The organism is Pseudomonas sp. HN8-3 (assembly GCF_020790195.1).
In the GTDB taxonomy this organism is placed as follows: domain Bacteria; phylum Pseudomonadota; class Gammaproteobacteria; order Pseudomonadales; family Pseudomonadaceae; genus Aquipseudomonas; species Aquipseudomonas synxantha_A.
In genome coordinates, this window is sequence record NZ_CP086206.1 from 1,009,112 (window position 1) to 1,032,117 (window position 23,006).

At 60.4% G+C, this 23,006-nt stretch carries 23 protein-coding genes and 1 riboswitch; of the genes, 12 read left to right on the forward strand and 11 right to left on the reverse strand.

Annotated elements, in window-relative coordinates; all coding sequences use genetic code 11:
- Positions 1–9: 9 nt before the first annotated feature.
- Positions 10–219: a hypothetical protein gene (locus tag LJX92_RS04490; protein WP_005784881.1), complete on the reverse strand. Its 210-nt coding sequence runs from the start codon at positions 217–219 to the stop codon at positions 10–12.
- A gap of 181 nt (positions 220–400) precedes the next feature.
- Between LJX92_RS04490 and LJX92_RS04495 the strand changes: the two genes are divergently transcribed.
- Positions 401–649, forward strand: a complete 249-nt coding sequence (locus tag LJX92_RS04495; RefSeq protein ID WP_032877757.1) for a hypothetical protein — start codon at positions 401–403, stop codon at positions 647–649.
- A gap of 166 nt (positions 650–815) precedes the next feature.
- Here LJX92_RS04495 and LJX92_RS04500 read toward each other — a convergent pair whose 3' ends face one another.
- Complete coding sequence (locus LJX92_RS04500; protein WP_177464492.1) at positions 816–1,979, reverse strand: 1-acyl-sn-glycerol-3-phosphate acyltransferase; 1,164 nt, start codon at positions 1,977–1,979, stop codon at positions 816–818.
- Positions 1,980–2,111: 132 nt separating this feature from the next.
- Here LJX92_RS04500 and LJX92_RS04505 point away from each other — a divergent pair, with 132 nt between their 5' ends.
- The 4 genes from LJX92_RS04505 to LJX92_RS04520 all read left to right on the forward strand — a co-directional run bounded on the left by LJX92_RS04505 (position 2,112) and on the right by LJX92_RS04520 (position 4,172).
- Positions 2,112–2,294 carry a CPXCG motif-containing cysteine-rich protein gene (locus LJX92_RS04505; protein ID WP_032877753.1) on the forward strand — a complete coding sequence of 61 codons (183 nt, stop codon included), beginning with the start codon at positions 2,112–2,114 and terminating at the stop codon, positions 2,292–2,294.
- A gap of 31 nt (positions 2,295–2,325) precedes the next feature.
- Positions 2,326–2,586, forward strand: a complete 261-nt coding sequence (locus tag LJX92_RS04510; RefSeq protein ID WP_032877751.1) for a putative signal transducing protein — start codon at positions 2,326–2,328, stop codon at positions 2,584–2,586.
- A 37-nt stretch (positions 2,587–2,623) separates the two neighbouring features.
- On the forward strand, positions 2,624–3,244 hold the full coding sequence (locus LJX92_RS04515; RefSeq protein ID WP_005784892.1) for an SOS response-associated peptidase: 621 nt from the start codon (positions 2,624–2,626) through the stop codon (positions 3,242–3,244).
- A 109-nt stretch (positions 3,245–3,353) separates the two neighbouring features.
- The gene (locus LJX92_RS04520; RefSeq protein WP_005784894.1) at positions 3,354–4,172 is read left to right on the forward strand and encodes a M48 family metallopeptidase; all 819 of its coding nucleotides are present in this window, start codon (positions 3,354–3,356) and stop codon (positions 4,170–4,172) included.
- A gap of 66 nt (positions 4,173–4,238) precedes the next feature.
- Here the strand turns inward: LJX92_RS04520 and LJX92_RS04525 are convergent, their stop codons facing one another.
- The 3 genes from LJX92_RS04525 to LJX92_RS04535 form a co-directional block, all read right to left on the reverse strand.
- Complete coding sequence (locus LJX92_RS04525) at positions 4,239–4,823, reverse strand: TMEM165/GDT1 family protein (protein WP_005784895.1); 585 nt, start codon at positions 4,821–4,823, stop codon at positions 4,239–4,241.
- An 88-nt stretch (positions 4,824–4,911) separates the two neighbouring features.
- Positions 4,912–5,030, reverse strand: a riboswitch (yybP-ykoY riboswitch).
- A 51-nt stretch (positions 5,031–5,081) separates the two neighbouring features.
- Entirely contained in the window at positions 5,082–6,080 is a 999-nt protein-coding gene (locus tag LJX92_RS04530) for a class I SAM-dependent methyltransferase (RefSeq protein WP_228309350.1), read from the reverse strand.
- A gap of 30 nt (positions 6,081–6,110) precedes the next feature.
- Positions 6,111–7,073, reverse strand: a complete 963-nt coding sequence (locus LJX92_RS04535; RefSeq protein ID WP_416309132.1) for a 2-hydroxyacid dehydrogenase — start codon at positions 7,071–7,073, stop codon at positions 6,111–6,113.
- Between the two features lie 87 nt (positions 7,074–7,160).
- Here LJX92_RS04535 and LJX92_RS04540 point away from each other — a divergent pair, with 87 nt between their 5' ends.
- The 5 genes from LJX92_RS04540 to LJX92_RS04560 all read left to right on the forward strand — a co-directional run bounded on the left by LJX92_RS04540 (position 7,161) and on the right by LJX92_RS04560 (position 16,241).
- Positions 7,161–7,793, forward strand: coding sequence for a LysE family translocator (locus tag LJX92_RS04540; protein ID WP_078820303.1), 633 nt, complete (start codon positions 7,161–7,163; stop codon positions 7,791–7,793).
- A gap of 183 nt (positions 7,794–7,976) precedes the next feature.
- Positions 7,977–9,659: a fatty acid--CoA ligase gene (locus LJX92_RS04545; protein ID WP_005784903.1), complete on the forward strand. Its 1,683-nt coding sequence runs from the start codon at positions 7,977–7,979 to the stop codon at positions 9,657–9,659.
- 332 nt (positions 9,660–9,991) lie between these two features.
- On the forward strand, positions 9,992–11,851 hold the full coding sequence (locus LJX92_RS04550; RefSeq protein ID WP_032877744.1) for a DUF1302 domain-containing protein: 1,860 nt from the start codon (positions 9,992–9,994) through the stop codon (positions 11,849–11,851).
- A 42-nt stretch (positions 11,852–11,893) separates the two neighbouring features.
- On the forward strand, positions 11,894–13,258 hold the full coding sequence (locus LJX92_RS04555) for a DUF1329 domain-containing protein (RefSeq protein ID WP_005784906.1): 1,365 nt from the start codon (positions 11,894–11,896) through the stop codon (positions 13,256–13,258).
- A gap of 250 nt (positions 13,259–13,508) precedes the next feature.
- Positions 13,509–16,241, forward strand: coding sequence for a LuxR C-terminal-related transcriptional regulator (locus LJX92_RS04560; protein ID WP_228309351.1), 2,733 nt, complete (start codon positions 13,509–13,511; stop codon positions 16,239–16,241).
- A 12-nt stretch (positions 16,242–16,253) separates the two neighbouring features.
- On the opposite strand, the gene LJX92_RS04565 is transcribed toward LJX92_RS04560, so the two are convergent.
- The 4 genes from LJX92_RS04565 to LJX92_RS04580 are packed head-to-tail and all read right to left on the reverse strand — an operon-like array spanning position 16,254 to position 19,687.
- Positions 16,254–16,811 carry a PqiC family protein gene (locus LJX92_RS04565; protein WP_032877738.1) on the reverse strand — a complete coding sequence of 186 codons (558 nt, stop codon included), beginning with the start codon at positions 16,809–16,811 and terminating at the stop codon, positions 16,254–16,256.
- A gap of 14 nt (positions 16,812–16,825) precedes the next feature.
- A complete protein-coding gene (locus LJX92_RS04570; protein ID WP_032877736.1) occupies positions 16,826–18,475 on the reverse strand; it encodes an intermembrane transport protein PqiB in 1,650 nt (549 codons plus the stop codon).
- On the reverse strand, positions 18,456–19,100 hold the full coding sequence (locus tag LJX92_RS04575; protein ID WP_032877734.1) for a paraquat-inducible protein A: 645 nt from the start codon (positions 19,098–19,100) through the stop codon (positions 18,456–18,458). Before LJX92_RS04575 ends, LJX92_RS04570 begins: the two co-directional genes overlap by 20 nt.
- Entirely contained in the window at positions 19,097–19,687 is a 591-nt protein-coding gene (locus tag LJX92_RS04580; protein ID WP_005784917.1) for a paraquat-inducible protein A, read from the reverse strand. The genes LJX92_RS04575 and LJX92_RS04580 overlap by 4 nt, the downstream gene beginning before the upstream one ends.
- 149 nt (positions 19,688–19,836) lie before the next feature.
- On the opposite strand from LJX92_RS04580, the gene LJX92_RS04585 reads away from it, so the two are divergent.
- Together LJX92_RS04585 and LJX92_RS04590 are read left to right on the forward strand one after the other, a co-directional pair.
- Positions 19,837–20,481 (forward strand): MBL fold metallo-hydrolase, encoded by a 645-nt coding sequence (locus tag LJX92_RS04585; protein ID WP_032877732.1) that lies wholly within the window; start codon positions 19,837–19,839, stop codon positions 20,479–20,481.
- A 177-nt stretch (positions 20,482–20,658) separates the two neighbouring features.
- Positions 20,659–21,438 (forward strand): OmpA family protein, encoded by a 780-nt coding sequence (locus LJX92_RS04590; RefSeq protein ID WP_228309352.1) that lies wholly within the window; start codon positions 20,659–20,661, stop codon positions 21,436–21,438.
- Positions 21,439–21,773: 335 nt separating this feature from the next.
- Here LJX92_RS04590 and LJX92_RS04595 read toward each other — a convergent pair whose 3' ends face one another.
- Both LJX92_RS04595 and LJX92_RS04600 read right to left on the reverse strand, forming a co-directional pair.
- A complete protein-coding gene (locus LJX92_RS04595; RefSeq protein WP_005784922.1) occupies positions 21,774–22,355 on the reverse strand; it encodes a BON domain-containing protein in 582 nt (193 codons plus the stop codon).
- Positions 22,352–22,945 carry a phosphoheptose isomerase gene (locus LJX92_RS04600; RefSeq protein WP_007904374.1) on the reverse strand — a complete coding sequence of 198 codons (594 nt, stop codon included), beginning with the start codon at positions 22,943–22,945 and terminating at the stop codon, positions 22,352–22,354. The genes LJX92_RS04595 and LJX92_RS04600 overlap by 4 nt, the downstream gene beginning before the upstream one ends.
- Positions 22,946–23,006 lie beyond the last annotated feature (61 nt).

A 23,006-nucleotide genomic window follows, 5' to 3' on the forward strand; every position in this document is an offset into this window, starting at 1 on the left:
GTGGTTTGGTCATGCCGCCGTATCGACATAGAAGTCCAGCACACTCACGCCGGTGAGCAAATCCAGTTCCGGCAAGTCCGCATGTTGGTGGCCGCCGAGGGCGCAATACACCAGCCAGTGGCGATCCTGGACGTTGAACGCAAGGCTGCCGACCAGCGCCTCTTGCTCATCGTTTGGGGCGATCAGATACAGCCGATCCTGGTTTTGCGCGTGCAACATGACTAGCTCCTCAAGCGTCGAAGGGCAACAGAGTGGCTTGTTAAGGTGACGTTCAGGTGACGCTGTAAATTACTGGATACATTAGCCGTCAACGGAGAAGGAGCATTAAAGGCGCAGGAGCGACTATCGTTCAGGTTGGTATCTGGACTGATATCCGAATACTGATTCGCCGAGGTTTGCGATGGCGCTGCTCATCAATGCTGTTGCCCTGTTGGTTGCCTGCTCGGGCGCCTTGGTGCTGTTTATCACCCGCCTGCATGCGCAACGTGCGATGGCTGAACTCGCTATGCGTAGTGAAGAGCGTGCTATCGACCAGCCGATGCTTTTTCTGGATACGCACACCGAACGGGCGCATCGTCAGGCTTACCGTGTGGGGTTCGGCTGCCTTGGCTTGGCCCTGGCCGCCTCCTGGCTCAGCACCCATTTCTAATTCCACTGCAAAACCAAATGTGGGAGCGGGCTTGCCCGCGAAGGCGGTGTATCAGCCACTGAATCTTTAACTGAACCACCGCTATCGCAGGCGAGCCAGCTCCCACACTGGCCATGTACTGCCCGTAGAATCAGCGCCTGCCACATATCCCCTGTAGGGTCACATATTACAGGGGGATCCCGGCCTTGACTCGGTATTGATTGCGTACCGGCGTCGCATACTGCACCACCAGATAAGGCCGGTGTTCGGCCGGGCATTCGTTCAAGCGTCGCTCCCATTCTGCCTTGGCCTTGGCCAGCTCATCGGCGGGGAATACATCCGCCGCTTTAGGAACCTGCAACTGCGGATCGGCATCATCCCACTGTGCGTACGCCAGGTAATGCACCGGAAACAAGCGGTAGCCACCGAGGATCTGCCGGTCCATTTCCACTGCCAGCAGCTTGGTATCTTCGAAACGCTCGGTAATCGGCGGCGCAAAGTTCACATGTACGCGGCCCTTGTAGCCGGTGATACCCAGGGCGATGCTCACGTCGTCCTCGCCCGGTGCCTTGGTGTAGGTGCCGGTGGTGGCGCGGATATACAACTCGCGGGCCTTGGCGGCATCGCAAGGGTCGTACTCGTAGCTGATGGATACCGGCGTCAGGTTCAACGACTGGATGACCTCGGCAAACGGCTCGTCCTTGCGGCTGACGTGGAACATCTTGAGAATCGCCGATTCGGTACGGTCATCGCCATCCTTGGCCCGGCCTTCAGCCTGGGCGATCCAGATCGACTGGCAGTCGTTGCGGATCGAATGGTTGATATAGGCCGACAGCAGGTTGTAGGCCGCCATCTTCTCCTTTCGCCCGGTGATCGAACGGTGCACGATGAAGCTCTTGTTCAGGCGCATCAGGTCGCTGACAAACGGCTTTTGCAGCAGGTTGTCACCAATGGCGATGCGTGGCGTCGGCAGGCCGGCGTGATACACGGCATAGTTGACGAAGGCCGGGTCCATCACGATGTCGCGGTGGTTGGCCAGAAACAGGTAGGCGGTGCCGGATTTGAGCTGCTCGACGCCGGTGTAGGTTACGCCGTCGGTCGCCCGGTCAATCGTGTGGTCAACGTAGTATTCGACTTTGTCTTGCAGCGTCGCCACGGTGGTGACGCCGGCAAACTCACGGCGCAATTTGCGCGCGATCATCGGCTTGAGCAACCAGCCCAGGGCGCCGGCAAAGCGCGGGAAGCGAAAGTGGGTCAGGATGTCCAGAAAGGCCTTGTCACTGAACAGACGCGCCAGCACTGCCGGGACTTCGCTGTCGTTGTAAGGTCGGATGGTATCGAATTCGCCCATCATGCTCTCTTGTTAGAAACGGCTAGGGTAAGTAAAGGAAATAGCAGGGGCGGCGTGAGTAAACTGGCTCTGCCGGAAATAGCCCTGTAAATAGACCGGCGATTATACGCACAAGTCACCTTGGAGACTGCGATGCTGGAAACTGCGATGTACGATTGTCCTTATTGTGGCGAAGTGGTCGAGACAACAGTGGATTTGTCTGGCGGGGACCAGACCTATATAGAAGACTGCCAGGTGTGTTGCCGGCCGATCACGTTCAACCTGCAAGTGCATGGTGACGAGTGGATGCTCGAAACCCGCAGCGAAAATGAATGATGCGTAGCGAAAACGAATAACAGGTACGCCCATGCAGCGAATCTACGAGCCGGAAAACCTGATGGAAGGCGAGCTGTTGCAACAGATGCTGGCCAGTGAGGGCATCGAAGCGCACTTGATGGGCCGCCACTTGCTCGGTGGTACCGGCGAGTTGCCGATCTTCGGTTTGCTGGGGCTGGAGGTCGATAATGATCAGGCGGCGTACGCCCGCGAGCTGATCACGGCCTATATCGGCGCGCAACCCTTGCCCGGCGACGAACCCGACAGCTTCCCCGACGTATTGGTCTGTTAGGCTGTCGGTCGGTTTACCCCAAGAGTCGTGTTGCCCCATGTGTGGACGTTATGCCCTGTTTCGCTGGAACCCTGCCTTTGCTGCCTTGCCCGGCTTCCCCGCCGACCAGCAGGCCCAGTGGAACATTTCCCCCAATGATTCGGTGCTGATCCAGCGCCTGAGCGAAGGCCAGCTCACCCTGGCGCGTGCCCGTTGGGGGCTGACGCCGCCTTGGTTGACGGATCTTTCCCGTACTCCGGCCCATGCCCGCGCCGAAACGCTCGCCGAGCAACCGATGTTCCGCGAGGCATTCCGCCAGCGCCGCTGCCTGTTGCCAGCCAACGGTTTCTACGAATGGCGCGGTACCCAGCGCAAGCGCCCGTATTGGTTGACGCCGGGGGAGGGCTCCACCCTGTTTTTTGCTGCGATCTGGGAAGCGTATCCCGTGCAGGAGCAGGTGTGGCTGAGCACCGCCGTGGTCACCCAGGCAGCGCAAAGCCAACGTCGGCCGTTGATTCTTGATGCGGCGGGGCAAGCCGCCTGGCTCGACCCCGAGACGCCGCTGCACGTGTTGCAGGGGTTGCTGGCCGGTGAGCCCAGCGCTTTACGTGAGCGCGTGCTGGCCAATATGGTCAATGATCCCAAGCTCAATGGGCCGGAGTGCCTGACCCCGGCTTGAGCCTGCACTGTGGGATGTGTCCGAAATTCAGCGGTTAAATGTCTGATGTATCTGGCGCCAATACAAACGACCGCCTACGATACGCGCCATGTTTTCAGGGAGCGTGTTCATGAAGAAGTCATTGGCGGTAAGCGGTTTGGTTGCAGCGATGTTGCTGGCGGGTTGCCAGTCGGTCAACACGACCAGCGGCGGTGCTGTTGGGGTTGAGCGCAAGCAATACATGTTCAGCATGTTGTCGAGCCAGGAAGTCGACCAGATGTACGCCCAGTCTTACCAGCAGACCCTGGGTGAAGCCAGTGGCAAAGGCGTTCTGGACAAGACCAGCGCCAACGCCAAGCGTGTGCAGGCCATCGCCAAGCGCCTGATCGCCCAGGCGCCGACCTTTCGCGCAGATGCCGCCCAGTGGAACTGGGAAGTGAACCTGATCAAAAGCGACGAGATGAACGCCAACTGCGGGCCTGGCGGCAAGATCCTGGTGTACAGCGCGCTGATCGACAACCTCAAGCTCACCGATGACGAGTTGGCTGCGGTGATGGGCCATGAAATCGCCCACGCCCTGCGTGAGCACGGTCGTGAAGCGATGTCCAAGGCGTACGGTATTGAAATGGCCAAGCAGGGCGCTGGTGCAATATTCGGTCTCGGCCAGGACAGCCTGGCACTGGCCGATACCGTGGCCAACTATGGCATGACCTTGCCCAACAGCCGCAGCAACGAAAACGAAGCCGACCTGATCGGCCTGGAGCTTTCGGCGCGTGCCGGCTACAACCCGAACGCCGCGATCACCTTGTGGAACAAAATGGCCAAGGCTTCCGAAGGCGCGCCGCCGGAATTCATGAGTACTCACCCGGCTTCCGACAGCCGGATTGCTTCGTTGCAGGCAGCGATTCCGAAGGTAATGCCGCTGTACCAGCAGGCCAAGAAATCCTGAGGCTTGATGACGATCCAAATGTGGGAGGGGCGCACCGCCCCTCCCACAATAGATCGGGTTGCAGTCTTAGATCCAGCCGCTGCTTTGCATGGCTTTGTAGACCGCCACAATCGCCAGTACAAAGAACGCTGTGGCCGCCAATCGACGAATCAAGGTCAGCGGCAGTTTCTCCGCCGCGAAATTCCCCGCCAGAACCACCGGTACGTTGGCAATCAACATGCCCAGCGTGGTGCCGATAATCACCAGCCACAACTCCGGATACTGCGCTGCCAGCATCACCGTGGCGATCTGGGTCTTGTCACCGATTTCCGCAAGGAAGAACGCAATCAGCGTGGTCAGAAATGGCCCGAACTTGCGGGTGGTACTGGCTTCGTCATCATCGAGTTTGTCTGGCACCAGGGTCCAGAGTGCCGTGGCACAGAAGCTCGCCGCGAGGATCCAGTGCAGCACCGCATCCGAGAAGAAACTCCCGAACCAGGCGCCCACGGCACCGGCGGCCGCATGGTTGGCCAGGGTTGCGGCGACAATGCCGGCAATGATCGGCCAGGGTTTGCGAAAGCGGGCAGCAAGAATGAGCGCGAGCAGCTGCGTCTTGTCGCCGATTTCGGCCAAGGCAACGATTGCGGTAGGAACGAGTAGTGAATCCAGCATCAGGTAGTTTCCAGGGGCGGGTCGACACGGCTATGACACGTACAGCCTTCCCGCCCCGGGTAAGGTGTGCGTGTCATAGGTCTTGTCAAACCCCGGTCCGTCTGTGCGGGCTCCTGGGTCGCATACGCCATGGTCTGCTGACCAAGTATGTTGACGTATGCCGGACGAGCATGGGCTCGTGGGAGACTACTCCCCTAGGACGCTGCGGATTCTGCCTAGGCAAAATCCATTCGGCAAGCGTTCTTTTTCAAACGGCCGTCAGGGGCGCTTGGCGCGGTAGATGCGAAAACCATTGCCTTCGGCCTTGATTGCGCAGATACCCAGATGCTCTTCGATCAGCGGCTGATACTTCAGGAAGCTGTTGGCAACCAAGCGCAGTTCGCCACCTTTTGCCAGATGTTTGGCTGCTTTTCGCAGCAGATTTTCCGTGGCGAAGTAATCGGTATGCACCCCGACATGGAACGGCGGGTTGCTCAAAATCGCGTTTAGCCCCATTGGCGCGGCATCGATTCCATCCCCGGTCAGTACCTCGGCTTCCAGGCCGTTCGCCGCCAACGTCAGCCGACTGCTGGCAGCTGCGAAGGCATCCACATCCAGCATTGTCACGGTGTTATGCGGGTAGCGACGCTTGACCGCAGCCCCCAGTACCCCGGCGCCGCAACCGAAATCGAGCAGATGCCCGCTGGGCAGCTTGTCCAGGTGCTCCAGCAGCAACTCGGTGCCGCGGTCCAGGCGGCCATGGCTGAACACTCCCGGCAAGCTCACCACCTTCAGCGGGCCTTCGGCCAGTAGTACATCGAAGACCTGTGCCAGGCTCTCCAGTTCGACCGCTTGCGGGGCGTTGGCGACGGTGACTTGCCATAGCTGGCAATGCCGCGCGTTATCCAGCTTGCGCGGCTTGCCGAAGGGGGTCATCTGCTTGGCAGCGCTTTCGATACCGCCTTTTTTCTCACCCACCAGAAACAGCTCGGCGCCAGGCAGGCGAGCGGCCACGGCGTTGAGCAGGTAGTCGGTGAGGTCCTTGGACTTGGGCAGGAAGATCACCGCGGCATCGAAGGCACGCTCGGGCACATTCACCCCGAACTGGCTGCGCTCGGGAAACCGTGCATCAAGCGCGGCCTGGTCGCCGGCGTGCCAGCACCAGCCATGGGCGTTTGGCAAGCGCCCGAGCAAATCGTCGGCAGGCAAACCTGCCAGCAGCAGGTTGCCTTGAAAAAGTTCGGCCTGACGAAGCAGTACTTCACTGCGCGGATCCATGGTCTGCTCCTTGAAAAGGGGCGCAGTTTATCAACTGACGACGCGCAGCGGGGCACCGCTGAAAAAGCCTCGGGCGTTTTCCGTCAATTGGCCGACGATGCGTTGCCGCGCTTCGCGACTGCCCCAGGCATTGTGGGGCGTGACAATCAACCGAGGAATATCGCCGGCCAGCAGCGGGTTGCCATTGATCGGCGGCTCCACACTCAACACGTCGGTCGCCGCGCCGCCGAGATGACCACTGCGCAACGCGTCCGCCAAGGCCCGTTCGTTGATCAAGCCACCACGCGCGGTGTTGACGATAAACGCGCCGGGCTTGAGCAGCGCCAGTTCACGGGCGCCGATAAAGTCGCGGGTGTGTTCATTGAGCGGGCAATGCAAGGTCAGCGCATCGACCTGGGCCAGCAGTTGATCCAGTGGCATGCGGTCGGCGCGGGCAGGGCGCCCGGGAATCGCGCCGAGTACCACGCGCATGCCGAAGGCTTCGGCCAGGCGCGCCACCGCGCTGCCCAGTTCGCCATGGCCAAGCAGGCCGAGGGTTTTGCCTTCCAGTTCGACAATTGGATGGTCCAGCAGACAGAACTGCCTGGCCTGCTGCCATTTGCCGGCGGCCACATCCTGTTGGTAGTCCTTCAAGCGCGTGGCGAGGTTGAGCAGCAGCATGATCGTGTGCTGGGCCACCGACGGCGTGCCGTAACCCTGGCAGTTGCTCACGGTGATGCCGTGGGCGCGGGCGGCTTCAAGGTCGATATTGTTGGTGCCGGTGGCTGAAACCAGGATCAGCTTGAGCTCGGGGCACGCCGCCAGGGTTTGCGCGGTGAGCGGTATTTTGTTGCTGATCGCGACTTGAGCGCCCTGCAAGCGTTCCAGCACATTCTGTGGCGTAGTCTGCTCAAACAGCTGCAACTGGCTGAAGCAGTCGCGCAAACCGCTGAGGTCGAGGTCGCCCAAGTCCAGCGAAGGGTGGTCGAGGAAGACGGCGCGGCGATTGTTCATGATCAACTGTACCTTTTGCGACGAGGTTCGAAGGCGTAATCTTCCGAGCCTATCAGATGAAATAATCAGTTACTTAATGGAGTGAGCATGTACGTCGCCGAGTTTTTGACCGTAGCCTTGATTCACTTGTTGGCGGTGGCCAGCCCCGGCCCGGATTTCGCCGTGGTGGTCCGTGAGAGCGTGACCCACGGACGCCGCGCCGGCACCTGGACGGCCCTGGGCGTCGGCACGGCGATTTTCGTGCATGTGGGTTACTCGTTGCTGGGGATCGGTTTGATCGTGTCCCAGTCCATCGTGTTGTTCAATGCGCTCAAATGGGCCGCAGCGGCCTACCTGTTGTATATCGGTTTCAAGGCCTTGCGTGCGCAGCCGGCCAAGCCCGCCGCCGAGGGCGAGTTGCACCGCGAAGCGGGCGAGCGCACTCCACGCGGTGCGTTTACCGCAGGCTTTGTGACCAATGGCCTGAACCCCAAGGCGACGCTGTTCTTCCTCTCGCTGTTCACCGTGGTGATCAACCCGCATACGCCACTTGCGGTACAAGCGGGTTATGGCGTGTACCTGGCGGTGGCGACGGCGGTGTGGTTCTGCCTGGTGGCCATGTTGTTCAGCCAGCAGCGTGTACGCGCCGGCTTTGCGCGCATGGGGCATTGGTTTGATCGGACCATGGGCGCGGTGTTGATCGCCATTGGGGTTAAGTTGGCGTTTACCAGCATGAAGTAATCAATTTTCTCAAGGGTACACAGCTCAAATGTGGGAGGGGGCTTCCATAAGCTGCAGATACTGGCGCAAAGCTAGCATTTACTGAGTTCCGCAAATCATTCCTTTGGCTGATTTGGTTGAAACATAAGCCCTCTACAGTGCAGGTCTTCAAGTCAAGACCGTGCAGTCATTAAAGGGATTCGTATGTTGCAGACCCGTGTTATCCCGCCCGCCGAAGGTGCGTACCAATACCCGCTGCTGATCAAGCGCCTGTTGATGTCCGGGACTCGCTACGAGAAGACCCGGGAAATCATCTACCGCGACAAGCTGCGCTACACCTACCCGACGCTGATCGAGCGCGTTGCGCGCCTGGCCAATGTGCTGACCGAAGCCGGGGTCAAGGCTGGTGATACCGTGGCGGTGATGGATTGGGACAGCCACCGTTACCTGGAATGCATGTTCGCCATTCCGATGATCGGCGCGGTGATCCACACCATCAACGTGCGCCTGTCACCGGAACAGATTCTCTACACCATGAACCACGCTGAAGACCGCTTCGTGCTGGTCAACAGTGAGTTCGTGGGGCTCTATCAGGCGATTGCCGGGCAGCTCACCACCGTCGACAAGACCCTGTTGATTACCGATGGTGACACCCACACCGCCGAACTACCCAACCTGGTCGGTGAGTACGAAACCCTGCTGGCCGCCGCCAGCCCCCAGTACGACTTCCAGGACTTCGACGAAAACTCCGTCGCCACCACCTTCTACACCACCGGCACCACCGGTAACCCCAAAGGGGTGTATTTCACCCATCGCCAATTGGTGCTGCACACCATTGGCGTGGCGACCATCATGGGCAGCGTCGACAGCGTGCGTCTGTTGGGCACCAACGATGTGTACATGCCGATTACACCGATGTTCCACGTACACGCCTGGGGCCTGCCCTATGTGGCGACCATGCTCGGCTTGAAGCAGGTCTACCCCGGGCGCTACGACCCCGAATACCTGGTGCAGCTGTGGCGCAAGGAGAAGGTCACGTTCTCCCATTGCGTGCCGACCATCCTGCAAATGGTGCTCAACGCCAAGGCTGCCCAGGGCGTGGATTTTGGTGGGTGGAAAATCGTCATTGGTGGCAGCGCGCTCAACCGCTCGCTGTACGAAGCCGCCAAGGCCCGCGGCATTCAATTGACCGCCGCGTATGGCATGTCCGAGACCGGGCCGCTGGTGTCGTGCGCACACCTCAATGAAGAGCTGATGGCCGGCAGCGAAGACGAACGCACCACCTATCGCATCAAGGCCGGTGTGCCTGGGCCGTTGGTGGAGGCGGCAATCATGGACACCGACGGCAACTTTCTTCCCGCCGACGGCGAAACCCAGGGCGAACTGGTGCTGCGCGCGCCCTGGCTGACCGAGGGTTATTACAACGAACCGCAAAAGGGCGCCGAGCTGTGGGCCGGCGGCTGGATGCACACCGGCGACGTTGCCACACTGGACGCGTTTGGTGTGATCGATATCCGTGATCGTATCAAGGATGTGATCAAGACCGGTGGGGAATGGATCTCGTCCCTGGCCCTCGAAGACCTGGTCAGCCGCCACCCGGCGGTACGCGAGGTAGCGGTGGTGGGCATCGCCGATCCGCAATGGGGCGAGCGCCCCTTTGCCTTGCTGGTGGTGCATGAGGGCCAAGTGATTGGGGCGCGGGAGCTCAAGGAGCACCTCAAGCCTTACGTTGAACTGGGGCATTTGAGTAAGTGGGCGATTCCGAGCCAGATCGCCGTTGTTACTGAAATTCCCAAGACCAGCGTAGGTAAGCTCGACAAAAAACGTATCCGTATCGACATCATCGAATGGCAGGCCAACAACAGCACCTTCCTGTCTACGCTTTGACACCCCTCGCCGCGCCCTTTCGGGCGCGGCGCTGCTCTATCTCAAGCCTCTACTTGTGATTTGCCGAATTTCAGCCATCCTTCCCGCGTCGACCTTCGTCGGCGTGGCGAAAGGGTTGTGGCAGACAGGTTGGTGATGCAAATCACACTTTAGAGGGATCAAGCACTACCCCCCTCTGGCTATAGTCCCTTTCAGAGTTTTTCGCGGATGTTGCGCGTCGAGCCAGGGAGGCTCGGTTGCGGTTCGGCATTGGAATCGTTGTATCCCGGCCGTTACATCTGAAGAAAGGGCTCACTGCCATAACAATAAAATATGCACATGGAGTAGCGTCGATGACCCAAGTAAACCAGTTCTGGCGCCGGGCAAGACTGCCCCTGGCCGTCAGTCTCGCTTCTACGCTCGCCGGGCCTGCATTCGGCGTCAGTTTCAACATCGGTGAAATCGAAGGGAGCTTTGACTCCTCGCTTTCGGTGGGTGCGAGCTGGTCTACGGCCAAGCCCAATCGTGATCTGATCGGCGCCAACAATGGCGGCAAGGGCCTGTCCCAGACTTCCGATGACGGTCACCTGAACTTCAAGCGCGGCGAGACGTTCTCGAAGATCTTCAAGGGTATTCATGACCTGGAACTGAAGTACGGCGACACCGGCGTGTTTGTGCGCGGCAAGTACTGGTACGACTTTGAACTCAAGGACGAGAGCCGTCAGTTCAAGGACATCAGCGACAACAACCGCAAGGAAGGCGCCAAGTCTTCTGGCGGTCAGATTCTCGATGCGTTCGTCTACCACAACTACTCGATTGCCGATGCGCCGGGTTCCGTGCGTTTTGGTAAGCAGGTCGTGAGCTGGGGCGAAAGTACCTTCATCGGCGGCGGCATCAACTCCATCAACCCGATCGACGTGTCGGCGTTTCGTCGCCCGGGGGCCGAGATCAAGGAAGGCCTGATTCCGGTCAACATGTTCTACGTGTCCCAGACGCTCACCGACAACCTGTCGGCCGAAGCGTTCTATCAACTGGAATGGGACCAGACCGTCACTGATAACTGCGGCACTTTCTTCTCCCAGCCAGACGTGATCTCCGATGGTTGCAGCAATAACCTGCGGGTGTTGAACAAGCGCTCGACCATTCCCGCTGCGGCACTGCCGACCCTGGGTGCCCTGGGCGTGGACGTGAACAGCGAAGGCGTGCTGGTGCGCCGTGGGCCGGACCGTGATGCGCGTGACAGCGGCCAGTTCGGTGTGGCCATGCATTACAACTTCGAACCGCTGGACACCGAGTTCGGCGCCTACTTCATGAACTACCACAGCCGTGCGCCGATCTTTAGTGCGCAGGGTGCACCGTCTGCGGCCTACACCCGTCCACTGGGCCCGCTGGGGGCACTGCGTCCACTGATCGTGGCGGGCAGTTCGAACTACTTCGTCGAGTACCCGGAGGATATTCGTCTCTACGGCTTGAGCTTCTCCACCACGCTGCCTACCGGCACCGCCTGGAGTGGTGAATTGAGCTATCGGCCGAATGCGCCGGTGCAGTTGAGTACCACCGACATTCTGTTTGCCGGTGTCACGCCGATCCCTGGCTTTGGCAATGCTTCGGTGCTCAAGGGCTCGCCGGGCCAAGACCTGCATGGCTACAACCGCAAGGAAGTCACCCAGTTCCAGACCACCTTTACACACTTCTTCGACCAGGTGATGGGCGCCAGTCGCCTGACCACGGTCGGTGAAATCGGTGTGACCCATGTGGGTGGCCTGGAAAGCAAGTCCCAGGCTCGCTATGGTCGCGATCCGGTGTTCGGCCCAGGCACGCTGCCGGGTGGGTTCTGCAACGCGCTGAACAACTCCACCGCCAACGGCGCCGGGCTGCCCAACGCTGCCGGCCTGAACACCAACTGCAACAACGACGGCTACACCACTGCAACGTCCTGGGGCTACCGTGCCCGTGCCATCTGGGAATACCCGGACGTGTTCGCTGGCGTGAACCTCAAGCCCAACGTGGCCTGGTCCCATGACGTCAAAGGTTACTCGCCAGGTCCCGGCGGCAACTTTGAAGAGGGTCGCAAGGCGGTCAGCCTTGGCCTGGATGCCGAATACCAGAACACCTACACCGCGAGCCTGGCGTACACCAACTTCTTTGGTGGCAAGTTCAGCACCGTGGATGATCGCGACTTTGTCGCCTTGAGCTTCGGCGCCAACTTCTAAGCACACTCTTTTCAAGTGGCATGTATTCAGGAAGACCAGAGTATGAAAATAACTAAAAGTCTGTTGCACGTCGGTGTGCTTGGGCTGTCGATCCTGGCGAGCAACGTCATGGCGGCAGTCTCGGCGGATGAAGCTGCCAAGCTCGGTACTACCCTGACCCCGATGGGCGCCGAGATGGCGGGCAACGCGGCCGGCACCATCCCCAAATGGTCACCCTTGCCAACCAACGCCGGCGCCGTGGATGCCCGTGGCTTCCTGGCCAACCCATATGCCAGCGAACAACCGCAATTCACCATCACCGCGCAGAACGTCGAGCAGTACAAAGACAAACTGGCTCCAGGGCAGTACGCGATGTTCAAGCGTTACCCGGACAGCTTCAAGATGCCGGTCTACCCGACTCATCGCGGTGCCACGGTGCCGGCTGACGTGTTCGCTGCCATCAAGAAAAACGCCACCACTACCAACCTGGTGTCCGGCGGCAACGGTCTGGAAAACTTCGAGACCGCCGTGCCGTTCCCGATTCCCAAAACCGGCGTTGAAGTCATCTGGAACCACATCACCCGTTATCGCGGCGGCAGCGTAACCCGTCTGGTCACCCAGGCCACGCCGCAAACCAACGGTTCCTACAGCCTGGTGTACTTTCGCGATCAGTTTGTGTTCCGCGACAAGATGAAGGATTTCGATCCGAAAAACCCGGGCAACATCCTGTTCTACTTCAAGCAGCAAGTCACCGCGCCAGCGCGTCTGGCCGGTGGTGTACTGCTGGTGCACGAAACCCTGGACCAGGTCAAGGAACCGCGTTCGGCGTGGGTCTACAACGCCGGCCAGCGCCGTGTGCGCCGGGCCCCGCAAGTGTCCTATGACGGGCCGGGTACTGCTGCCGATGGCCTGCGCACCTCCGACAACCTCGACATGTACAACGGTGCGCCGGATCGCTACGACTGGAAGCTGGAAGGCAAGAAAGAAATCTACATCGCCTCCAACAGCTACAAGATCGACGATCCGAAGCTCAAGTACGCCGACATCATCAAGGCCGGCCACATCAACCAGGACCTGGCGCGCTATGAGCTGCGCCGCGTCTGGCACGTGGTCGCCACCTTGAAGGAAGGCCAGCGCCACATCTACGCCAAGCGTGACTTCTTCATCGACGAAGACACCTGGCAAGCGGCGGTGATCGACCACTACGACGGCCGTGGCCAACTGTGGCGCGTTGCCGAAGCCCATGCCGAGAACTACTACGACAAGCAAGTGCCGTGGTACGCCCTGGAAACCCTGTACGACCTGCAGTCCGGCCGCTACCTGGCCCTGGGCATGAAGAACGAAGAGAAACAGGCTTATGACTTCGGCTTCACCGCCACCACCAGCGACTTCACCCCAGCGGCCCTGCGCCAGGACGGTGTTCGCTAACCCACCCTAATGCACCCCTGTGGGAGGGGGCTCGCCCCGATGGCGGTCTGACAGTCGATTAAAATTCTGACTGATCCACTGCCATCGGGAGCAAGCCCCCTCCCACTTTTTGTGTGTGCTGTTTGTAGGGATATTTCTTGTCGCAGTTCTTTTTCAGCCAATTGTTGCAAAGATCTACAATCCCGCCGCTTTTACCGCTAGTCTGCGGACATCTGCAATGCCGACAACAGCCTTCTACAAGAGCCCGGCGATGACTGATCTGTCCCGAATCCAAGGGCCTGCCAGTGTGGTGATGCCAACCCTGGAAGGCCGCTTCTACAGGCCCCCATTGCCTGACGGCTACGTGCTGCGCCCGCGCCTGTGCCAACGGTTGAACGCGGGCCTGGACGGGCGATTGTTGCTGGTCTGCGCACCGGCGGGGTTCGGCAAGAGTTCGTTGGCGGTGGAGTTCTGCCAGGGCCTGCCGGCCCACTGGCAAAGTCTGTGGCTGGGCCTGAGCCCACGGGACAATGACCCCGGCCGCTTCCTGGAGCGATTGCTCGACGGCTTGCAGCACTATTTTCCGCAGTTGGGCGCCCAATCCCTGGGTTTGCTGAAAATGCGTCAGCGTCATCAACCCTTTGCCTTTGAAGAATGGCTGGATGGCCTGCTCGATGAGCTGGCGGAGCATCTGTCCACGCGCTCGCCGCTATTGCTGGTGCTGGATGACTACCACCTGGCCCAGGGCCCGGTGCTGGATCGTTGCCTGCAATTTTTCCTCAATCATTTGCCCGACGGTCTGTTGGTACTGGTCACCAGCCGGCAGCGTCCGGATTGGCACCTGGCGCGCTTGCGCTTGTCGCGGCATCTGCTGGAGCTGCATGAACAAGACCTGCGCCTGACTCACGACGAATCCCTGGCCGTGCTGGATGGGCACAGCAGCGCGTTAGGCGGAGAAGCGTTGGAAAACCTGATCCGCCGCAGCGAGGGCTGGGTCGCCGGCCTGCGCTTCTGGCTGTTGGCGGCGACCGAAGCCGGTGGCAATGAGGGGGCCTTACCCCAAAGCCTTCACGGTGGCGAAGGGCTGATTCGTGATTACCTGCTTGAAGAAGTCATCGACTGCCTGCCTGCCGACGTGCAAGCGTTCCTGTACGACACTGCTCCCCAGGAGCGTTTTTGCAGCGAGTTGTGCGACGCGGTCCGCGAAGCCCATGACAGCGCCGAAATCCTGAATTATTTGCAGGCCCATCAGGTTTTCCTGGTGCCGCTGGATGAACAGGGCCACTGGTACCGCTATCACCATTTGTTTTCCGACCTGCTGCGTACCCGCCGCGAGAAGAGCACCACATTGCCGCCTGCCAGCTTGCACTTGCGCGCCTGCCGCTGGTTCAACGCCCAGGGTTTGATCGACGAGGCAGTAGAGCAGGCGCTGCGGGCCGGCCATCTGGACGTGGCGGCGAACCTGGTCCAGAACCTGTCCGAAGAGCAACTGTTGGCAGAGCAGAATGTTGGCATGTTGCTGCGCTGGAAGATGGACTTGCCCGACAGCCTGCTGATCAGCACGCCGCGCTTGATCGTGCTCTACAGCTGGGCATTGGGGCTGGCGTGCCAATTGGACGCGGCCCAGGAGCTTTCCAGCTACCTCAGTCGCTTCCTGCCGGCACCCTCGGCGACCGCGCAAAGGTCCATGTTGGCCCAATGGCTGGCGTTGAGCGGGATCATCGCCCGTGGGCGCGGGGATCGCGAATTGACCCTGCGCTATTGCAACGAGGCACTGGAGAGCCTGCCGCAAAAGCGCTACGGCCAGCGCCTGATGTGCCTGTCGACCCTGTCCAACCTGGCAATTGTCGATGCCGACCTGTGGCGCGCCCGCGGTTTGAACCGCGAATCCCTGGAGCTGGCGCAGCGCGTCGGTAATCCGTTGTTTGAAGCCTTGGCCCATTACGACCGGGCGCGGGTGTTGCAGTCACGCGGCGAAATCCTGCGCTCCCTGGACGAAGTGCGCCAGGGCCTGGAACGCTTGCACGGCCTGGCGCCCCAGCGCCTGTATGCGGTGCGTGCGCGGTTGTCGCTCTACGAAGGTTACCTGCTGCTGGCGCGTTACCAGCCCGAAGCCGGCCTTGTGCGTTTGCGCGCCGGCCTGGCCGAAGCCCGTGCCTGCCGGGATATCAGCGTGCTGATCGGGCATTGCGTGATCGCCAACTTTGAAGGGCGGCGCGGCCAGTTTTCCAATGCCTTTGCCGAGCTGGCCGAGGCCGAGCGCTTGATGCACATCTGGGACGTACCGCCGATCTATTACCTGGCGATGATTACGTTGATCAAATGCGAGCTATGGCTGGCCCAGGGTCGTACCGAGCTGGCGGACGCCTGGCTGACCAGGCTGGGGCAGACCTACAACGGCGAGCACGCCGCTGCCGCGCCGGAGTTCCACCCACACCTGCCACAACATATCGAACTGCAACAAGCCGCGCTCGATGCCATACGCCATCAGCCCGACACCGCGTTGCAATGTCTGGAAGCATTGGCGCAACAGTCCCAGAACAGTGGGCGACAGATGATTGCCTTGATGGCGCTGACCCAGCAGGTGCAGCTTCTGTTGGCGGGCGGCCAGGAGGCCAAGGCCGGACAGGTATTGGCCCGTGCACTTGAAGCCGGCTCGGGCGGCGCGTTGCAGCCGTTCCAGCGGTTGCTGGAGGGCTACCCGGACTGGATGCGTGAGCAGTTGGGCAAAGATCCCCATGGTCTGCTGAACCAGAGCTTGCTGGCGCTGCTGCCCCAAGTCAGCGTGGTCCAGGCCCCAGCTCATCAAGAAACCCTGAGTACGCGAGAGCTGGCGGTGCTGCGACTGATTGCCCAAGGCTGTTCAAACCAGGAAATCAGCAACCAGCTGTTTATTTCCTTGCACACCGTCAAGACCCACGCCAGCCATATCAACAGCAAGCTCGGCGTGGAGCGCCGAACCCAGGCAGTGGCGCGAGCCAAGGCCATGGGCTTGCTGGTCTGAGCCCAGCGCAGTTTATGGCGCGGCAGGGCAGCCTTTGAGTGACGTGCCGATGGTTTGATTGATCAGTGCCGCGAACCGCTTGAGGTTGTTCTGATGCGCCACCACCAGATCGTCGATGCCTGGCCCCGCGGGTGACTGCAAGGTGCTGCGACAAGTCAGGGCTGGGCGGTCGCCATTGATCTGGCGCAGGCGCCAGCGCACGTCGAGCAGCGCGTACTGCCCGGGGACCGAGTCAAAGCGTTGCACTTCAAGGCGCAGGGCCACAGCGTGGCGTGGATCGCTATTGGCCAATTGATCCACCAACGCGCTCCTGAGTTCGTCAGCGAGGCTGGCGGCCCACCACTGGGTTTCAAGAATCGCCAACCCACTGTCACCCTGGCGCACCACTATCTGCGCGCGGTCGACCTGGGGCGGCACGCTGAGGCTTTCAATCCGTACACCACCGGCATCTGCGCGTGAGCTGTTGCTCGCATGTGCCGGGGTCAGGGTGTGGAAGGCGATGGGGTCACTGCGACAGGCCGCGAGCAACAGCATCGTAGTCAGCAGTGTGATCTTCAACGGCGACGTCATGGCGGCTCCAATGGTCATTTGCGGGGTGGCCCTTGCAGGTCGTTCGGCGCGGCGTTATCAGGACGACCGCGAATCAGCGACTCCGGATGCCGGCCCAGGTAATCGGACAGCTCGCGCAAGGAGCGCGACATGCGTGCCAGTTCATCCAGGGTCTGGGTCAGTTGTTCACGCTGGGGTGAGTCTTCTGCCAGGGTTGAGCTGGCCGATTGCAGGGTCTTGCTCACGTCGGCCAGTGTCGTCTGCACACCCGGCAGTGTCTTGGCGTTGAATTGCGCCAGGCCCTTGCGCAGTTCGACCAGGCTGGCGTCGAGGTTGCCGGCAATCCGCTCGACCGGCAGTTGGCTGAGCTTGTTGACGATACCTTCGAACTTCTCCTGCAGTTGTTCCAGGTTGCCCGGGATGGTGGGAATGCCCACGGGGCGCTGGTTCGGATCGAACGCCACTTTCTCGGCCTTGGGGTAGAAGTCCAGGGCGATGTACAACTGGCCGGTCAGCAGGTTACCGCTGCGGGCCTGGGCGCGCAGGCCGTTTTCAATGAAGCTGCCGATCAGGCGCACGCCGGCCGCCTCATCGTCAGGGTTGTTGTTCATGGCCTTGAGCAGCTTGGTATGGGCCGCGCCGAGCAGTTGCGGGTAGATCACGATGCCGACATTGACCGGGAAGCTGCGTTTCTTCGCATCGAAATCCAGATTGATCGACACCACCTTGCCGAACTCGACGCCGAGGAACTCAACCGGTGCGTCAACTTTCAGCCCACGCAGGGCCTGATCAAAGCGCAGGACCATGTATTGCCCTTTGCCATTGGGCGGTGCGAGGGCGCTTTGCTGGTCTTCGAACAATTCAAAGCCGCGATTTTCCTCGGCCGGCTTGTCGTTGGGGTTGTAGGGTGGGGCCTGGAAGGAGATCCCGCCCATCAGCATGGACGACACCGATTCGGTCTTCAGCGCAAAGCCATTGGCACCGACGCTCAGATCGACACCGCTGGCATTCCAGAACCGCGTGTTCTCGGTGACATACCCATCATTGGGCGCGTGTATGAAGACTTCGACGTTCACGCCCTTGCCTTCGCTGTCCAACTCATAAGCCACCACCTGGCCTACCGGGATTTTGCGGTAATAGACCGGCGAGCCGATGTCCAGGGAGCCCAGCGTCTGCGTGTGCAGGGTGAAACGCTTGCCAGGCTCGCCATAGGTGATGGGTGGCGGGTTTTCCAGGCCGGTGAAATGTTTGGCGCGGGTTTCGGACTGGCCGATATCCGCGCCGATGTAGTCGCCGGACAGCAGCGTGTCGATACCGGATACGCCGCCTGCGCCGATACGTGGGCGTACCACCCAGAATTTAGAGTCTTCGCGGGTGAAGCTTTCGGCCTGTTTGGACAGCTCGATGGTGGCGTTGACACTTTTCTGGTCACCGCTCAAGGCCACGGCGGTCACTTGGCCGATCACCACGTTGCGGTATTTGACCTCGGTCTTGTTGGCGACCAGCCCGCTGCCGGTCTTGAAGTTGAGGACGATGGTCGGCCCTTGTTGCATGACGCTGTGAATCACCAGCGAGATCCCCACCAGCACGGCGACAATCGGCACGATCCAGACCAGCGAGACACTGAAGCGACGCGTCTTGATCGCGGGTTGCCCCGCAGGGGTGTCAGCCTTGGATGCGCTCATCCGAGGTCTCCTCGTTATGTGGGTTTTCCCAGATTAGCCGGGGATCAAAACTCATGGCCGCGAGCATGGTAAATACCACCACCAAGCCAAAAAACAGAATGCCCAGGCGCGGTTCGATCGTGCCCAGGGCTTGAAACTTAACCAGCGCGGCCACCAGTGCGACCACGATGACGTCCAGCATCGACCAATAGCCGATCAGCTCGATAAACCGAAACAGCTTTGAGCGTTCCTTGCGCGCCCACTGGCTGTTGCGCTGCACGGTGATCAGCAGCAACCCCAGTGACAGGAACTTGATGCCCGGCACGGCAATGCTGGCGATGAAAATGATCAGGGCAATGTCCCAGGCGCCATGCTGCCAGAACTCCAGCACGCCGCTCATGATGGTGCTGTCTGCGCCGGACCCGAGCATGGTGGTGTTCATCACCGGCAGCAAATTGGCCGGTATGTAAAAGGCGAGGGCGGTGAGCATGTAGGCCCAGGTGCGTGTCAGCGATTGCGTTTTGCGCCGGTGCAAGGGCGCGCCGCAGCGCTCGCATTCAGTGGGCTCCAGGCGCATGTCGCAGGCCTGGCCGCAGGTATGGCACAGGCACAGGTTGAGCTCGCGGGCGGTGGGCGGTGAATTCATACGGTGTCCCACAGGTCGCGGACATCGCGCCCGGCAATGCGGATCAGCAACAGGCTGAGGGCGGCCAGGGCAAACAGGCCGGTACCGGGGATCACATCCAGCATACCCGCCAGCTTGAACACGGCAACCATGGCGCCCAGCAGGCAGACTTCCAGCATACTCCAGGGCCTGAGCGCTTCCAGCCAGCGCATGCACAGTTTGAACGCCGGCGAACGCTGGCCGGCCAAGGCAAAACTCAAAACCCAGATCAGCAAGACCAGCTGAAACACCGGCGCGATGATGATGGAGATCGCCGCCACCAACGCAATGAACGTGATCGGCCCCAGGCTCAGCGCCACCACCGAATCCCACAGCGTCGCACTGTTTTTCAAGCCCTGCAGGCTGATGCTCATCACCGGATAAAAGTTGGCAAAGGTCCACAGCACTGCTGCGGTCACCGTCAGCGCGAGGCGTTGTTGCACCGACAGGCCGTTATAGCGCTGCAGCACACCCGAGCACCGCACACACAGGGCTTTTTGATGTTTGGCGAGCGTGACCTTTTCGTACACGCAGTCGCAGTGCTCGCAGATGATCTGTTGATTCGCCATGGGTGTTGCTCCAAATGCGACGGACTGCAGCGGGGGATGGCGCTTGTGTAGCTTAGCAGTGGATACACCGCCGAATCGATCCCTTCCAGAGTGGGGGCAACCTCCACCATACTGCACTTGGAACGCGCCAGAGAGCTTGCAGGACACTCATGACTACCGAAAAACCACCACTGATTCGCGAAACCTTCCCCGTCGGCCCGTTGCAGTGCAACTGCACCATCATTGGCGACCCGATCACTAAAAAAGCCATCGTAGTCGACCCCGGCGGCAATCACGAATTGATCCTGTCGCGTCTTGATGCGTTGGGTCTGAAGGTGGTGAGCATTATCCACACTCATGCTCACCTGGATCACTTCCTGGCCTCTGGCCAATTGAAAGAAAAAACCGGAGCCACGCTGCACCTGCACAAAGATGATCAATTTCTATGGGATAACCTGGAAATGCAATGCCAGATGTTTCGCGTGCCCTATGTGCCAGTGCCGTCGCCGGATCGCTGGCTGGAACACGATGAAGAATTGGCCTGTGGATGCGGTGTTGCCTTGCACACCCCTGGGCATACGCCGGGTTCGATGAGCTTCTGGTTTGCCGATGCCAAGCTGCTGATTGCCGGTGACACCTTGTTCCGGCGCGGCGTTGGGCGCACGGATTTGTGGGGCGGCGACCAGGCGACGATCGTGCGGTCGATCAAGCAGCGCTTATACACGCTGGATGAGCGCGCGACAGTGGTGACAGGGCATGGGCCGGATACGTTGCTGGGCGATGAGATGCGAGAGAATCCTTTCGTGCGTGCGTGATGGGTTGTCGGCTCTGATACAAGTCGGTACAGACACGCAGGCACAGGCTCGAGCCAAAGACAGCTATGCTTTGAGCACGCCCCACGGAATTTTTGCCGCTTGTCGCGTTCCAAACTCGGCACAGGTCCATTGCCAATGTCCTCTGCATCACAGAATGCAAAAGTAGGAGCTCCCTTCATGTTTACTCCGCGTCGTCTGCTTGTTGTCGCTACCGCCGTAGCCCTGTTGTCTGGCTGTGCCTCACCTAATCCTTATGACGGCAGCCAGGGACAGGCCGGCAATGGTTCTGAAAGCGGTATGAGCAAGACCGCCAAGTACGGCGGCCTCGGCGCGCTGGCCGGTGCATTGGCCGGTGCGGCCATCGACCATAACAACCGTGGCAAGGGCGCGCTGATTGGCGCCGTCGTTGCGGGTGCCGGTGCTGCCGGCTATGGCTACTACGCCGACCAGCAAGAGAAAAAACTGCGTGAAAGCATGGCCAACACTGGTGTGGAAGTGCAGCGCCAGGGTGACCAGATCAAGCTGATCATGCCGGGCAACATCACCTTCGCCACCAACTCGGCCGCGATCGCCAGCAGCTTCTACCAGCCGCTCAATAACCTGGCCAACTCCCTCAAGCAATTCAACCAGAACACCATCCAGATCGTAGGCTACACCGACAGCACCGGTAGTCGCCAACTGAACATGGACCTGTCCCAGCGTCGTGCGCAGAGCGTGGCCGACTACCTGACTTCCCAGGGTGTGAGCGCTGCCAACCTGAGTGCTCGCGGTGCCGGCCCGGATAACCCGATTGCCAGCAACGCCGATGTGAATGGCCGTGCCCAGAACCGTCGTGTAGAAGTTAACCTCGGCCCGATCCCCGGCCAGCAATACGGCCAGCCTGGTCAACAGCAGCAACAACAGGCGCCGCAGCAGAACAACCAGTTCCAGGGCAACCCGTACCAGCAGTACCAGTAAACACTGGCCACTAAAAAGGGCGCCGTGCAGTCAATGCACGGCGCCCTTTTTTGTGGCTGTCGATCCAGGGGGCGTTCTCAATTAGTTTCCCCACCGCGCCGGGTCTGCTGCTGTGCAGGGCAAGGCGCGAGAAGCGTGGTTTGGTCATTCCAAATAAGCTTCGAGCAACGCAGCCCTGCACAGCAGCAGGCCCGGCCCTTCGGGTTGTGCCTTAAAGCGGGCCATGCTGCGTTGCAGGCCTTGGAAAGGGAACACCATTCCCAGCGGCCTGCGCCTTGCCTGGCCCGCTTTAAGGCGACAACGCGGTGGGGAAACTAACTGAGAACGCCCCTACATCAATCGATGTATTCGAACACCTTCACGATCTTCTGCACGCCGGACACGCCCTGTACCAGGTTCGCCGCGCGGGTCGCTTCGGCCTGGGTCAGCAGGCCCATCATGTAGACGATGCCATTATCGGTAACGATCTTGATGCGCGAGCCCGGCACCGCGCTGTCGGTGAGCATCTGCGCTTTGATCTTGGTGGTCAGCAGCGCATCGTTGCTGATGGCCAGCAGGGTGATCGGGTCCATGACCTGCAATTCGTTGTGGACCTTCTTGACTCGTTGCACGCCCGCAGCGGCTTGTTCAGCCTGGGCCTTGAGGTCGGCGCGCGGGGTTTGCCCTGCCAGCAGGACGACGCCGTTGAAGCTGGTCACCACGATGCGCGAGGCGCCGTTGCCCAGGTCTGTGGCGGCCTTGGCGACATTGACCTTGACCTTGGTTTCGATCAGCGAATCATCGATGGTGCTGCCGAAAGTACGTGTGCCACGGTCGTCCTGGATGGGGGTGTCCCGTGTAGCGGTGATTGCCGAGCTGCAGCCGCTGATGGCGAGGCACAGCGTAATGGCCAAAAGGCTGAGGCGGTTAACGGTCATTCTTCACTCCCGAACAGTTGGCTGTCGATCAGATCGCACAGGCAGTGGATCGCCAGCAGGTGGACTTCCTGAATGCGTGCAGTGACATTGGCCGGGACGCGAATCTCCACGTCCTCAGGCAGCAGTAGCGAAGCCATGCCGCCACCATCGCGACCGGTCAAGGCTACGACAATCATTTCACGATCATGTGCGGCCTGGATCGCTTGAATAATATTCGCCGAGTTGCCGCTGGTGGAAATCGCCAGCAACACATCGCCGGGCTGGCCGAGGGCGCGGATCTGCTTGGAGAAGATTTCGTTGTAGCTGTAGTCGTTGGCAATCGAAGTGATTGTCGACGAGTCGGTGGTCAAGGCAATGGCCGGCAGGCTCGGGCGCTCGCGCTCGAAGCGGTTGAGCAGCTCTGAAGAGAAATGCTGGGCATCGCCAGCCGAACCACCGTTGCCGCACGAAAGCATTTTGCCTTCGTTGAGCAAGGCGTTGACCATGACCTGACTGGCTTGCTCGATGTGCGGTGCAAGTACGTCCATCGCCTGTTGCTTGGTGTCGATGCTGGCCTGGAAAAGCTGGCGAATTCGGGATTGCATGTCCATCTGTGTGACCTTAAGTAGCGCGGCTGTTTGGCACAGGTAATGTGCAGCCCGCAATGCAAAG

Bases quoted from the DNA above. Each gene is read 5' to 3' on its own strand.
- LJX92_RS04490 (WP_005784881.1), bottom strand. From the start codon at position 219: ATGTTGCACGCGCAAAACCAGGATCGGCTGTATCTGATCGCCCCAAAC.
- LJX92_RS04495 (WP_032877757.1), top strand. From the start codon at position 401: ATGGCGCTGCTCATCAATGCTGTTGCCCTGTTGGTTGCCTGCTCGGGC.
- LJX92_RS04500 (WP_177464492.1), bottom strand. From the start codon at position 1,979: ATGGGCGAATTCGATACCATCCGACCTTACAACGACAGCGAAGTCCCG.
- LJX92_RS04505 (WP_032877753.1), top strand. From the start codon at position 2,112: ATGCTGGAAACTGCGATGTACGATTGTCCTTATTGTGGCGAAGTGGTC.
- LJX92_RS04510 (WP_032877751.1), top strand. From the start codon at position 2,326: ATGCAGCGAATCTACGAGCCGGAAAACCTGATGGAAGGCGAGCTGTTG.
- LJX92_RS04515 (WP_005784892.1), top strand. From the start codon at position 2,624: ATGTGTGGACGTTATGCCCTGTTTCGCTGGAACCCTGCCTTTGCTGCC.
- LJX92_RS04520 (WP_005784894.1), top strand. From the start codon at position 3,354: ATGAAGAAGTCATTGGCGGTAAGCGGTTTGGTTGCAGCGATGTTGCTG.
- LJX92_RS04525 (WP_005784895.1), bottom strand. From the start codon at position 4,823: ATGCTGGATTCACTACTCGTTCCTACCGCAATCGTTGCCTTGGCCGAA.
- LJX92_RS04530 (WP_228309350.1), bottom strand. From the start codon at position 6,080: ATGGATCCGCGCAGTGAAGTACTGCTTCGTCAGGCCGAACTTTTTCAA.
- LJX92_RS04535 (WP_416309132.1), bottom strand. From the start codon at position 7,073: ATGAACAATCGCCGCGCCGTCTTCCTCGACCACCCTTCGCTGGACTTG.
- LJX92_RS04540 (WP_078820303.1), top strand. From the start codon at position 7,161: ATGTACGTCGCCGAGTTTTTGACCGTAGCCTTGATTCACTTGTTGGCG.
- LJX92_RS04545 (WP_005784903.1), top strand. From the start codon at position 7,977: ATGTTGCAGACCCGTGTTATCCCGCCCGCCGAAGGTGCGTACCAATAC.
- LJX92_RS04550 (WP_032877744.1), top strand. From the start codon at position 9,992: ATGACCCAAGTAAACCAGTTCTGGCGCCGGGCAAGACTGCCCCTGGCC.
- LJX92_RS04555 (WP_005784906.1), top strand. From the start codon at position 11,894: ATGAAAATAACTAAAAGTCTGTTGCACGTCGGTGTGCTTGGGCTGTCG.
- LJX92_RS04560 (WP_228309351.1), top strand. From the start codon at position 13,509: ATGACTGATCTGTCCCGAATCCAAGGGCCTGCCAGTGTGGTGATGCCA.
- LJX92_RS04565 (WP_032877738.1), bottom strand. From the start codon at position 16,811: ATGACGTCGCCGTTGAAGATCACACTGCTGACTACGATGCTGTTGCTC.
- LJX92_RS04570 (WP_032877736.1), bottom strand. From the start codon at position 18,475: ATGAGCGCATCCAAGGCTGACACCCCTGCGGGGCAACCCGCGATCAAG.
- LJX92_RS04575 (WP_032877734.1), bottom strand. From the start codon at position 19,100: ATGAATTCACCGCCCACCGCCCGCGAGCTCAACCTGTGCCTGTGCCAT.
- LJX92_RS04580 (WP_005784917.1), bottom strand. From the start codon at position 19,687: ATGGCGAATCAACAGATCATCTGCGAGCACTGCGACTGCGTGTACGAA.
- LJX92_RS04585 (WP_032877732.1), top strand. From the start codon at position 19,837: ATGACTACCGAAAAACCACCACTGATTCGCGAAACCTTCCCCGTCGGC.
- LJX92_RS04590 (WP_228309352.1), top strand. From the start codon at position 20,659: ATGTTTACTCCGCGTCGTCTGCTTGTTGTCGCTACCGCCGTAGCCCTG.
- LJX92_RS04595 (WP_005784922.1), bottom strand. From the start codon at position 22,355: ATGACCGTTAACCGCCTCAGCCTTTTGGCCATTACGCTGTGCCTCGCC.
- LJX92_RS04600 (WP_007904374.1), bottom strand. From the start codon at position 22,945: ATGGACATGCAATCCCGAATTCGCCAGCTTTTCCAGGCCAGCATCGAC.